The 12,220-nt window shown below is 59.1% G+C and carries 13 protein-coding genes; 11 read left to right on the forward strand and 2 right to left on the reverse strand.

Translation table 11 applies throughout. The features are described from left to right. Positions 1-271: 271 nt before the first annotated feature. Entirely contained in the window at positions 272-2,251 is a 1,980-nt protein-coding gene (locus LOKO_RS16385) for a methyl-accepting chemotaxis protein (RefSeq protein ID WP_083517641.1), read from the reverse strand. A 481-nt stretch (positions 2,252-2,732) separates the two neighbouring features. Here LOKO_RS16385 and LOKO_RS16390 point away from each other — a divergent pair, with 481 nt between their 5' ends. The 3 genes from LOKO_RS16390 to LOKO_RS16395 all read left to right on the forward strand — a co-directional run bounded on the left by LOKO_RS16390 (position 2,733) and on the right by LOKO_RS16395 (position 4,082). Then, positions 2,733-3,032 (forward strand): hypothetical protein, encoded by a 300-nt coding sequence (locus LOKO_RS16390; RefSeq protein ID WP_066451733.1) that lies wholly within the window; start codon positions 2,733-2,735, stop codon positions 3,030-3,032. A 284-nt stretch (positions 3,033-3,316) separates the two neighbouring features. Beyond that, positions 3,317-3,460, forward strand: a complete 144-nt coding sequence (locus LOKO_RS19710) for a hypothetical protein (protein WP_158509955.1) — start codon at positions 3,317-3,319, stop codon at positions 3,458-3,460. Positions 3,461-3,572: 112 nt separating this feature from the next. After that, positions 3,573-4,082 (forward strand): CAP domain-containing protein, encoded by a 510-nt coding sequence (locus LOKO_RS16395; protein ID WP_083517642.1) that lies wholly within the window; start codon positions 3,573-3,575, stop codon positions 4,080-4,082. A gap of 1,096 nt (positions 4,083-5,178) precedes the next feature. Here the strand turns inward: LOKO_RS16395 and LOKO_RS16400 are convergent. Then, complete coding sequence (locus tag LOKO_RS16400) at positions 5,179-5,973, reverse strand: glycosyltransferase family 32 protein (protein WP_066451735.1); 795 nt, start codon at positions 5,971-5,973, stop codon at positions 5,179-5,181. Between the two features lie 173 nt (positions 5,974-6,146). Between LOKO_RS16400 and LOKO_RS16405 the strand changes: the two genes are divergently transcribed. The 8 genes from LOKO_RS16405 to LOKO_RS16445 all read left to right on the forward strand — a co-directional run bounded on the left by LOKO_RS16405 (position 6,147) and on the right by LOKO_RS16445 (position 12,144). Then, a complete protein-coding gene (locus tag LOKO_RS16405; RefSeq protein WP_235588892.1) occupies positions 6,147-6,671 on the forward strand; it encodes a DUF1269 domain-containing protein in 525 nt (174 codons plus the stop codon). Between the two features lie 314 nt (positions 6,672-6,985). Beyond that, positions 6,986-7,198 (forward strand): hypothetical protein, encoded by a 213-nt coding sequence (locus LOKO_RS16410; RefSeq protein ID WP_066451737.1) that lies wholly within the window; start codon positions 6,986-6,988, stop codon positions 7,196-7,198. After that, a complete protein-coding gene (locus LOKO_RS16415; RefSeq protein ID WP_066451738.1) occupies positions 7,195-7,911 on the forward strand; it encodes a nucleotidyl transferase AbiEii/AbiGii toxin family protein in 717 nt (238 codons plus the stop codon). Before LOKO_RS16410 ends, LOKO_RS16415 begins: the two co-directional genes overlap by 4 nt. 171 nt (positions 7,912-8,082) lie before the next feature. Next, the gene (locus tag LOKO_RS16420) at positions 8,083-8,295 is read left to right on the forward strand and encodes a hypothetical protein (RefSeq protein WP_066451739.1); all 213 of its coding nucleotides are present in this window, start codon (positions 8,083-8,085) and stop codon (positions 8,293-8,295) included. Between the two features lie 274 nt (positions 8,296-8,569). Further along, positions 8,570-8,842 (forward strand): hypothetical protein, encoded by a 273-nt coding sequence (locus tag LOKO_RS16425; protein WP_066451741.1) that lies wholly within the window; start codon positions 8,570-8,572, stop codon positions 8,840-8,842. Beyond that, positions 8,839-9,165 (forward strand): helix-turn-helix domain-containing protein, encoded by a 327-nt coding sequence (locus LOKO_RS16430; RefSeq protein ID WP_066451743.1) that lies wholly within the window; start codon positions 8,839-8,841, stop codon positions 9,163-9,165. The genes LOKO_RS16425 and LOKO_RS16430 overlap by 4 nt, the downstream gene beginning before the upstream one ends. 349 nt (positions 9,166-9,514) lie before the next feature. Then, complete coding sequence (locus tag LOKO_RS16440; protein WP_066451747.1) at positions 9,515-10,525, forward strand: GSU2403 family nucleotidyltransferase fold protein; 1,011 nt, start codon at positions 9,515-9,517, stop codon at positions 10,523-10,525. 284 nt (positions 10,526-10,809) lie between these two features. Continuing rightward, positions 10,810-12,144, forward strand: a complete 1,335-nt coding sequence (locus LOKO_RS16445; RefSeq protein ID WP_144439691.1) for an RNA polymerase sigma factor — start codon at positions 10,810-10,812, stop codon at positions 12,142-12,144. The last annotated feature ends 76 nt before the right edge of the window (positions 12,145-12,220 follow it).

A 12,220-nucleotide genomic window follows, 5' to 3' on the forward strand; every position in this document is an offset into this window, starting at 1 on the left:
AGAAAAACCGCCACTTACGGGTCATACCGAGTGGCGGTTTTTCGTTGGTGGTAAAAACCTGGTAAAACGCCAGGGCGAAACGCGGCCAGCGCCCGGCATGCCCGATGATGCCTGATCGACAGGCGGTGCCCTTCTGCACGCCACCCATGCCCTATACGCAACGATGGGTATTAATGAAATCGCCCCGAAGCGGGGCGATTTCAAGAGCGATCCATAGTTAAGTGTCTCTTTGATACGGCCTGTCGAGACCAACGGTTAACTACGCTGGGAATTAGCCGAAGGCCGGCTCGTCCACTGATGTGAGTTGGTGCTGCCGGCGATGCAAAATGGCACCTCCCATGGTAGTAACTTTGAAGCGACGCATGAGCTTGGCCATGTCACCCGCCTGATCATCGAGCGAGCGACTGGCGGCAGCCACCTGTTCAACGAGCGCTGCATTCTGCTGTGTAACCTCCTCCAACTGAGAGACGGCCTGGTTGATCTGCTCGATGCCGGCGGACTGTTCGCCGGTAGCCGCTGACATGTCACGGACCAAATCGGCTACCTGGGTGACCTTGACGGCGATGGTCTCCAAGGCGGTGGTGGTCTCGTTGACGAGCGACTCACCTTCGCTGATGCGAGCCACATTGTTGTCGACCAGACGGCGGATCTGCTCAGCCTCTTCGGCACTGCGGCCAGCGAGCTTGCGCACCTCCTGGGCGACGACAGCGAAGCCGCGACCATGTTCGCCGGCCCGGGCGGCCTCGACAGACGCATTGAGCGCCAGAAGGTTAGTCTGGAAGGCAATGCTATCGATGGCAGCCACGATCGACGTCACCTCCTGGTTGGCAGTGTAGATTTGCTGCATCGCCTGACTGGCACGCTCGGCTACGCCGGTAGCATCTGAGGTCTCCTGGCTAACCTCGCCGGTCATGGTCTCGGCCTGACGGGCATTGTCGGCGGTATTGCGCACAGTGGCGGTGATCTGCTCCATGCTGGTGGCGGTTTCGACCAGTGAGGCGGACTGCTCTTCCGTTCGCTGAGCCAGGTCCTGGTTGCCCTGTGAGATTTCGCCGCTGGCAACTTCGACGGATAGAGCGTTGTTCTGGATGTTACCGACGAGGGCCTCCATCTCATCGGATGCCTTGTTGAAGGCAGCATAGAGGCGTGACAGCTCGTCACTCCCGGGGACGTCAAGGCGCCGGGTCAGATCGCCGCCGCGCTCCTGGATATCCTGAAGGTTGTGATGCAGTGGGCGCAGCAGACTACGCACGACCAGCAGGGATAGCACGAGTGCCGCAAAGCCAGCGATGGCTGCCATGAGCAGGAAGCCTGTCAGGTCCCGACGTGCGTCATTTCTCAAGACCGATGCCTCGTTGAGGACGTTGGCGGAAACCGCGTCTTCGACTTCCTTCATGCGATCGAGCTTGAGGGTCTGCTGATCGAACCAGGCTTCGGAATCAATGCCGAAGAAACCTTGGACACCACGGTCGATCGCTACCTGGCGCATCTCGGCAAGACGCTCCATCTCCGGACCAGACAGTAGGCTGTCGAGTAATTCGCGTTGCTCGGCATTGGCCATACTGTGGAAAGAGTCCTGATAAGCCTCTTGACGACCGAACAGGGTCATCATCCGCTGGTAGGTGGAGCCAGCCATGACGTTGATGCTGAAAGCGTTAGTGAGCATGGCGCGCTCAATGCCCGCAAGGTCCTTTGCCTTGAGCAAGCTAACGTAGGCGCCAAGCTGAAGCGTGATGTCATCGTCTTCAGCAAGGTGCGCGATTCGCCCGATCATGGTGATCAAGGCTTCATTGAACTCCGTGTAGAACGTGGTGGCCCGGTCGCTGTTGGCTGAGAGATCGAGGACTTGGCGACGCATGTCAGCAACTGTGGCGAGCTGGCTTTCCATGACGCTGGCGCGTTGAGCAAAAGCCTCATCGATTGATGCAATGTCCATCTCGGACAGTGTGTTTTGGAGAGCCTGGATAGCAAGATCGGTATGTGGGTGCTGGGCCGACAGCCGGTTTCCGAAACTGTTACCGCCACTGCCGATATAGCCGACGGACATGCCACGCTCTCGCTGCAACTCGTGTACCAGATTACCGGCATCAGCCGACAGCTCAGCGAGCTCCGACAGTTCGGTCATGTTGGTGGCGAGTTGCTGGCGCTCCAATATGCCGATGCCGGCAAACCAAAGCATGGCCAGTACGGGCAGCGCCAGCACAAGGATGAACTTCCCGCTCATGGGAAGACGATTTAACAGGTGCATCATGGTGGGAATCTCCAGCCCTACTTACGGGGAAGGTATGAGGCGAGCTTGATGCAGTGCAGCATCATTACCTGGATGACAAGGTGATCCAACAGAGGATCTGCGTGCATGCAATATCGTCCACAGATATCTATTCCTGAGTCATCGGCGAGCCAGTAGAGGATTTCGCTGATACACGTCAATTAGTGGAGCGATTTTTCGGAATTTTATCGGCAGGATGTCACGATGGACGCCGAGGATTGATTACGCCCCGTGGCGATGACTTGAGGAGAAGTTCCGGCCGATAAGGGTTTTCGAGGCCTGCATGGCCTCGAAGCCGGCCGATGCCGTTTTACTGTGAGGTCGCCAGAGAGAAGGACAGGCCAACGCCTAGTTACGCTGCCATGGCGGCAATCTCTTACAACAAAGCCCGCCCTGGCTCACATCCAATACCTTGGGCCACCACTATCCTGAGCAGGAATGGACACCATGAGTGGCGATCACAATGAAACGGATAAACTACAGCCAGCAGGGCATCGAGATTGAACTGGTTCTCACCAGGGATCCGTTCAACTGTGAGTGGCTTGCCGTGGCGCGATGGGAAGCCAGCCCCGGCGCCATCGCCTCACTGCATTCCATGCCAGCGATACGCGCTACCGCCTCGGAAGCGGACGCCTGGGATACGGCAAAGGAGTGGGCGAACCGGCTCGTCATGGAGGAGTGGCTCAACTCCACTGACCTCGCTGCCGTAACCCCGACAGGAACTCATACAGGCTATGTCATGCGCTGCACCCACCTTCCCTGACCGGCTCTCCCTGCCTGCATACGCATGACGGCATACTTCAGCTTCAACAGTATTCCCAATTAAGCCCGCCTGCAGGAGCCCCCTGACAGAGCTGTAGGCACCTGCATGCCATTCCATGAAGACAGTGGACCTGGAACCTTGGAATCCGGGTCAACCTTACCGACAGCAACCATCGGTAACCACATCCCTGGCCCATACCGCTTGACGCCGGACGCCACTACTGTCCATACAGAAGGTAGGAAGAGAGTAGTGGAACCACACTAGCCACACACATGGAGGTCAGCATGAAACGGATTCTCGAGCATGCCGCAGCCTGGCTATTACGTGTAATGGAGAGCCACGAAACCCGTCAACCGCAGACGCAGCACGCCTGGTGCTGCTATCGAGCAGACCGCAACTACCCCCCTGGGGATAATCGACGCCACTGATATGGGAACAGCCGCCACTCCCTCGCCCCGCTCGATTTGGCAGCATGGACGTGGCGGCCCTGCCCTGAGCCAGCGCCAATAGCGGCCGATGCCAGAGCCAGAGGAAAGGCACATGCAAGACATCAAGCTCCCGTCCGCCCTGCTCCTGCTCCTGTTCGGCTTGACCGGCACTGCCATGCTTCACGCCGGGGAGTGCGAACCCGATGCCAGGCAGCAGGCGATGCTGGAACGTGTGAACGAGGCGCGCAGCGAAGACCGTCAATGCGGCGACGACGCATACAAGGCAACGCAATCCCTGGCATGGAGCTGCCGCCTCGAGGAGGCCGCCGAGGCGCATTCCCAAGACATGGCAAAAAACGAATTCTTCGGACATACCGATGCCGAAGATGTCGGCGTCAATGAACGGGTCAACGATACCGGCTATGACTGGATGGCGGTCGGCGAGAATATCGCCGCCGGCCAGGCCGATGTCGCCGAGGTCATCGAGGGCTGGCTTTCGAGCCCGGGCCACTGCGCCAATATCATGAGCGACCAATTCACCGAGATGGGAGCGGCTGTCGTCGAAGCGGAGGACTCGGAGTACTCCCCCTTCTGGACCCAGGTCTTCGCCCGGCCCCGCTGAAGATAATGAAAGCAATTACAGTCGAATACCCGCTTGCGCAATTTCTGCGCAAGAGAGGAGTCACTCTCCTCCAACGCTAACCCCGCCGCTGTAGGAGGAGGCTATAGCTCCGGTCCGACGCATCGGCGACTGGAGGCACAAGCCTCCCGGCGGTGTTGCCGATTTAGCGGCTAGTGCTGACGCCGCGGCCTCCGCCAAGGCGCCTGACGGCGCCAGAGCGCTCCAACAGCTTTCTTTCATGCCACGGTGGTAGCCGCCGTGGCGCCTGTCAGCGCCTGTCGCAGCGAAAAGCCAGTCCGAAGCACGCACGCGCGTATACCAGGTCGAAAAGTTGACGACTGAAGAGAGAAAAGCGTTGAAGCAAGATCTAGCGGGGAAAGCGGGAGAAGAGGAAATGCAGGACCCTCCCTGGTCCGGTTGTTACGATAGAGCCAGGACTAACGAATATAAGCAGCCAGGGCTTGCTGGGCTGCCTGCTGGGCAATGGCGTGTGAAACCCAGTGATCCAGCACTTCACTACTCAGGCTGGCGACGTGTTGTGTATTTGGCATGACGCATCTCCTGTTGGGTGACCAAAAACATCATGCCCCATTGTTGTCGACATTTCATCACGATTGCGACAATTTGCACCAAGAAGGCGCAGCCTTACCATTCCCGCCCTCATAGCGGAACAATGTTACATAACAGTGCATGATTTTACCCAACGGCGGGCCAAGTACAGCGTGAAACCGCCAACGCCGGCAGCCCCCCCTCGAGGCGCCTACCGGCGCCAGTCGCGATGCGGAGTCGGGGCGCCGAACCGAGCGCTCCAACAGCTGCTTTCTCTACTAATGTTGCCACGTCGCTGTCGGAGTATCTTTAGATCACGACTGGAGGCCGAAGGACTCCCGGCGGTGTTGCCAAGGCTGGCGATCACTCCCAACGCCTCCGCCAAGGCGCCTATCGGCGCCAGCCGGCGCCAGTCGCGATGCAGAGTCGGGGCGCCGAACCGAGCGCTCCAACAAGGTCAGCAACGACCTCCTGTTGGAGTATCTTCAGATCACGACTGGAGGCCGAAGGACTCCCGGCGGTGTTGCCAAGGCTGGCGACCTCCGTCCTACTCCCCCGGCTCGAGCTTGCGCACCACATCGATTTGCTGCTGCTGCCTCGTCCACTTCCCTTCAGGCTTGTCGATGTACTGGAAGTGTTCATTGGTGAAGTTGCCCTGGTTGCAGGTATAGCGATAGAGCCGGGTGCGGACAGCATCGCGGGAAAGCACCTTATTGAACACGCCAGGCCCGGTCAGCTCGAAGATATTCTTTTCGCTATCGTCCTCGATATTTTCGCGTATCGCCTCAGCCACGCGCTGCAGGTGGGGGTTGTTCGGGGCGCTGGCGATAAAGTAGTTACTGATTTCGCCGCGCTTGGTGGCAATGAAGAGCTCATCGAATGCCGGCTTGACGATCCGGTCCAGCGGCCACACCACATGCGCATCGATGTCCAGGTACACGCCGCCCCGTTTATGCAACACCAGAACGCGCCAGTAATCGGCCTGGGCCGCTCCCACCTGCAGCCTCGAATACGCGGCGAAAATCTCCGGCGAAAAGTTCGCCTCAATGAACGATGCCCGGTCCTCCGTTATCAGGAAGCGATACTCGTAGCACGGTGCCAGCAACCGGTTGCAGAGGTAGTTGAGGTAGACAGGCAGGGTCGCCCGATTGGTGAAGTTGGTCTGCCATAGCGTTCGAGGAATGCGCGAGCTACGCCGGGAACGCCAGAGCGGCGGCGCCCTCTCGGGGATGATGAAACGCTTGTCCGGAAAGAGGTAGTGAAAACCATACGCAGCCACCTTGGTGGTATTGGCCAGCAGCTTCAAGAATCTGGCGAAGGCCAGCACACCGATGTTTTTCAATTCACCTCCCTAGCGCTGTCAATGGTCCGCATGCCGTCATCAGACACGACAGGCGAATCGTTGTTCAATTTATGCGAATCATGGCAAGAACCGTCGCTCGCCTGCTACACCTTAACAGGAGAAGGACACCTCATGGCCCTGCAGCCAAGGCCAGCATGGAAAGGGAGAATGTGATGCAACGCCTGTACTTTCTGATACCCGACAAGGAAACCACCTCGGTCGTCGTCGACGAACTCCACTCGATGGGGTTGACCAAGGACGAACTGCATGTGATGGGCAAGGACTGGCGGCCCTTGGAAAAGGAAGGAGTCCCGGTCGCTACTCTCATTCAAACATCCGATGTGGTCAATGCCTCGAAACGCGGCGCCATCGCCGGGGCTGTACTCGGCCTGATCCTGGGCCTGATCGCCCACTACATTATCCTCGACACGAATATCGTCTGGATCACCCTTGGCATGATCGTCTTTGGTGCGCTGTTCGGCGTCTTCGCCAGCACGTTGGTTGGCGTATCCGTCCGTGACGTCAAGGTCGGCAAATACGATAAAGCGATCAAGCGCGGCTCCATGCTGCTGATCATCGACGTTCCCGAAGCGCGGGAAGAGGAATTCCGGAATACAATCAAGCGTCACCACCCCGAAGTGATCATCGACAAGATAAGCACCAAGGACCAGAAGCAAAACGTCCCTGAAGGGCACTGACCCCGCCCCACCACCAACAACGGCAGCCTCCGCCGGGGCGCCGGTAGCGACGCAAAGTCGGAGGGCCGAACCGAGCGCTCCAACAAGGTCAGCAACTTCCGCACTGTCGGAGCATCTTTAGATCCGGTCCGACGCATCGGCGACTGGAGGCCGCAGGCCTCCCGGCGGTGTTGCCATTGATGGCGATCATTGTTCCCAATGACGAGCACGCCTAGCAAACTGCCACCTGGCCTACTGATACTCGCTTTGACTCGACCAGTGCTGCCGATTACTCTGAGTATTGCAAACAACGTGCCTTCGCTACCGGCGGAACCATGGAAACGACGCTGATCAATCGACACAGATACCCTGAGCTTGATCTGATCCTTTGGGATCGGGCCGAGACATTTGTCGAGCCCGACGTTGCATTTCGCCTATATGAAGAGCGCTGGCGCTTCGTTGACCAGGACCGTCTCGAGCAAGAGGAGCAAGAGTTGATCCTCCAACTCAAGAAAGCCTATGGCCACGGTCACATGCTAGTAGCATGATGTACCGCCGAGCGCACCATCGCGCCATTGGCCAGCTACTCACGCATTTCGATGGCGATTTTCTTTCAGCTAACAATATCCTGTTTGGCGGTGGCACCAGGATCGCCCTTGAGCTGCATGAGTTCCGCGAATCTGTTGATATCGACCTGTTTTGCATTGGTCGATCCGCCTATCGAGCGGCCAGATCAGCCATCACACCCCATAGCTTTGGCCCCCTCTTACTGCCAGGCCATACTTTGGCGCTGTTGAACGACCGAGAAATACGGGCGGATCGAGACGCCATTCGAGCGCTACTTGAAGGCCCAGGCCATCCCATCAAGCTTGAAATCATTCATTTCGACAACGAAGCGATCAAACCTGACCCCCGATCTCAACTCTTTCCCATCCCTTTCGTTGGGAAGGAAGGTTGCTTTGCCACGAAGCTGACCGCCAATGCCGACCGTTACATGAATCACAGCAAGGACATTCTGGATCTGTGCATGATGCGCCGAGAGTGGGGAGAAATACCCGAGGCCGCATGGAAGATCGCCTGTGAGGACTATGGGGAAGGCGTCATTCTGCGGGGGTTGCGTGGCGCCCTCAGCCGCGTAGTAGCCAATCAACATGTCGTGCTTGAGCATGCAACAACATCTCTTCAGATAGAGCAGGCCTTGGCCCAAGAGCTAATCTCCACGGAAGCGCCGGAATGGCTCAGCAAGCTCGGCTTGCACTAGGCTTCGGCCAGGGCAGCCCTCAGGTGGCGCGCTGTAGCCTCCACCAAGGCGCCTGACGGCGCCAGTCGCGATGCGGAGCAGCGCTCCAACAGCAATCCTCTGCACCAACGCAACCACGCTGCTGTTGGAGGAAGCTTCAGCTCACGACTGGAGGCCGAAGGACTCCCGGCGGTGTTGCCAAGGCTGGCGGTCATTCCCACCGCCGCGGCCTCCGCCAAGGCGCCTGCCGGCGCCAGTCGCGATGCGGAGCAGCGCTCCAACAGCAATCCTCTCCACCAACGCAACCACGCTGCTGTTGGAGGAAGCTTCAGCTCACGACTGGAGGCCGAAGGACTCCCGGCGGTGTTGCCGATGGTGGCGACCACCGCCAACGTCTCTGATTGACCCTGGCGCCGGACAATACTGCCATAAGCCTGCGAGCTTTATACTGCTCATTTTTTGGGATCACCCCACAAAAAGAGCACTATACTTCTCATAATTTTGAGAAAGAGCTACTATTGAGCATAATAATGCTCACCAGGAAGCACCATGCGCCTTACGCTTCAAATCTATCTCGATCACCACTGGCATGACGCCGCCCAGCTAGAGGTACCTCAACCCGACATGGGTCAAGCGGCCAGAAGGAATCTGGCACGCCCCCATCTATGACTTCGCGCCCATGAAGGCCGACCCCGAGGGGGTGACGCGCACAACGCGATGGGGCTCTCCTTTTGAAGAGGGTGGCAATTTCGACTGGATCGCCATAGCCCACGCACTGAATGACCTGGCCCCGGCCGAACAGACCATAAGCGAACTCAAGGCCTTGGCCAGAGAGCTGATCGGGCTGCAGGAGAGATTGCACGAACACGGCGTACCGGAGCGGATACTCACTATGCCTGCCGTAGGGCTAGGCTCACTAAACCACCGTCTCACCTCCTGGGGGCTGACATGAAACGACACAGCCTGAGCCCAGACGAGAGGGAAGAGAAACTGATCGAAGCCACTCGGCGTCTTGTCGCTGGGGAAATCAGCGAAGGCGATCTACTGCGTCTTCTGAGACGCGATGTGCTCGGTCTTACCCAGAATGACTATGCACGGCTGGTAGGTATTAGCCGACGTACCCTATCCGATATGGAAGGCGACAAGGGTAACGTCACGCTTGAAGTGATGAATCGCGCCTTCCGCCCACTCGGACTGAAAGTCTGCTTGATGCCGCGCCAGCCCGCTCTGCTCGAGAAAGTGATGGAGAAAGAGCCGGACAATACAAAGGAATGACTCAGCAAACCATCACCGCCAGCGCCGCGGTCTCCTCCGAGGCGCCTACCGGCGGCGTTGCCGACGTTCGCGGCCATCACTTGCGTTTCAACCTCCTCCGTGGCGCCTACCGGCGCCAGTCGCGACGCAAAGCGGCGCTCCAACAGCGATCCTTTCCACCTACGCTAACCACGCCGCTGTTGGAGCAGCTTCAGCTCGCGACTGGAGGCCGAAGGACTCCCGGCGGTGTTGTTGATGGTGGCAATCACTACAGGCTGAAAGGCAATGTCGCGCGGCATATTGGACTTTAACTAATTCTCTACCATAATTATCACCATGTTAGTTAAAGCCCGCCTACAGAAGGCTCCCCATGTCATATCAGCGCCTACAGCCTGAGCAATCCCGCGTTGCCGTGAACGCCATCCAGCTCTTCGAAGCGCTTGAGCAGCATCGCGGCCAGGCGCGACAGGTCAAGGGCTCGATGCACTGGAAACGCATCCATGGGCGGGAGTACCTCTACCGGGCCTACACCGGCGGCAAGAACCACTCGCTAGGCCCGCGGTCCGCCGAAACCGAGGCCATTCGGGAAGCGTTCGATACCAGAAAGGCTGAGCACCAGGCCCGGGAGCAATCACTCAAGGAACAGCTCCAGCTGCACGCCGCCTATATCCGGGCCAACCGGCTGAACCGCTTCCCGGTCGCCGGCGCCAGGGTAATCCGGGCACTGCAACGCAGGAACCTCCCCTTTCGGATAATCGGCACCAACGCCCTGTATGCCTACGAGGCCCGTGCTGGAGTGAGGATCGAACCCGAACACCTGGCGACAGCCGATATGGACGTCCTGATGGACGCCCGGCAAGGTTTGAGGATCGTAACGGCCCTGGAGGGGGAGACCCTGCTATCGGTCATACGATCCAGCGATCGCTCGTTCGAGCCGCTCACCGATACCCCATACGAGTTTCGTGCCGCCAATGCCCAGGGCTACATGATCGACCTGATTACCCAGGCCGCCGAGGTGATGGCAATGAACGACTTCGAACATCACTTGGAAGCTGGCGACCTGAAGCCGGTGGGCATCGACTCCTTGAAATGGGCGATCGCCTCACCGCGCTTCGAAGCTGTCGTGTTCGATGAACGCGGCATGCCGCTTCGGCTGTCCACCGTAGACCCGCGGGCGTTCGTGCTGCACAAGCACTATGTTAGCCAGCGATCGGACCGGGAACCCATCAAGCGACATCGAGATGAAGCGCAGGCGCAGCTGATAGCCACCCTCCTGGGTAACGAACTGCGGGAACTGTCAACCACACTAGCCGTCGAGCGGGCCTTCCCGCACCTGGTCAGGCAGCAGGCAAGCACGCGTTTCGACGACTTTGATGTGTGACCGTTGATTGAGAACACCAAGGCGCCTACGGCCGCCAGTCGCGATGGAAACCAGCGCTCCAACAGCTGTTCTTTCCATCAAGGCAAACCACGCCGCTGTTGGAGAATCTTTAGATCCGGTCCGACGCATCGGCGACTGGAGGCCTAAGGCCTCCCAGCGGTGTCGCCAATGCCGGCGCTTTGCTCCACCAACGCGAAGCACGCTGGCCTCGGCTACCCGCTCAAGACAACAATGGTGCATTCGGCTAGAATGCCGGTTTTTTCCATTCCTGCCCGAGACCCGCCTTGGCTAGCAACCACAACGCGCCTACCCACCCAGCTAGTGCCGATTCAGCGTCACTGGATACACTCATTGGTGGCTGTATCGAGGGTGACATCACTGCCTTCGAGCACCTGGCAAGCGCCTGTTTACCAGGCTTGCTCGGCGTGTCGGCTGGCTTTCTAGAACAGCCAGAGCACCATGAGGCGGTGTGCCGCGATACCCTGGTGCTTGCCTGGCGCAATCTGTCAGAGCCAGGCAGCAACACGGCGCCCAGCGTCTGGCTGTACGGCATATTCGCCAGCCGGCTCTATAACCAGCTGTTGGCGCTGCATGGTTCACAGCAGGCCATGAGGCGCCGGGTTGACGCACTGGAAGCCGAGCACTCAACCACGGTGGATTCACCCACCGGGCCTCGCCCAGCGCTGCTCAGCGGCACCAGGCTACTGGCACTGTCGCACCAGGTGCCCTCGGTAGCGCCCTCCCCCCTGTTGCTAGCTGAACTGAACGAGCGCATCTCAGCCGAAATCGCACAGCGCAACGCACCATTGACGCCAACCGGCGAGCGAGTCTACCCGCCGCTCTACGACCCGGCCCTGCGCTATCGCATGTTCCGCTCTCGAGCCGCATTTCAAATCAAGGAAGGCTTCAAGCGCCGCCTGGGGCGCCCGTTTGAAGACCAATGGTTCGAACGCTGGCTCAACAAAAAGGCCGGCAGCGCACTTCTGGAAAGCCAGGGCCTGCCGCGCCGAAGCATCGAAGCGCATCTCGGTGGAAGACTCGACCTCGAGATCGACCCAAACGCACTCAGCCGAGGCATGGACTTTCCCGCTTCTTTTCCGAACCGCACTCAACGGCGCAAGATCTCCAATCAGTTTATCTGGCCGGGGGACTGGGACCTGAAAACACCTGCGCTTGCCGACACCCAGCGCCAGAAGTTCATTCGCGATCTCTGGAGCCACCGGCTCGACCTGACCGCCAGCGACAGCTATAACCGCCTGTTGAACAGAGTGGAACTGGGCGGCGCGCTGCGCATGCACCACCATGGCATCCTGCTGGACTCGGAGTCACGCATTCACGCCTACCTGGAACGCTATCTGCTCTTTATGGAAGACATGAGCTGCTTCGGCTACAAGGCCAACCTGGGGAAGGACACGCTTGGTATCGCCATCGACCGGCACGGAGGCATGGTCAAGGTCAACAAGGGCCTGCACCGACTGGCCATGGCGCAAATCCTGGGAATTCAGCGCGTCACCGTTAGGGTAAGAGCCGTACATCAGCTCTGGTGGGAACAGCACAAAGGCAGCGAGCAGGGGAAAAGAGCGCTGGAGAACGTAACCGCTGCCCTGCCGCATCGTTAGATCCGGCCCAGTCATCGCCGACAGCTGCCACCGCCAAGGCGCCTGCCGGCGCCAGTCGCGATGCGGAGTCGGGGCG

The sequence above is a fragment of the Halomonas chromatireducens genome (assembly GCF_001545155.1).
In the GTDB taxonomy this organism is placed as follows: domain Bacteria; phylum Pseudomonadota; class Gammaproteobacteria; order Pseudomonadales; family Halomonadaceae; genus Halomonas; species Halomonas chromatireducens.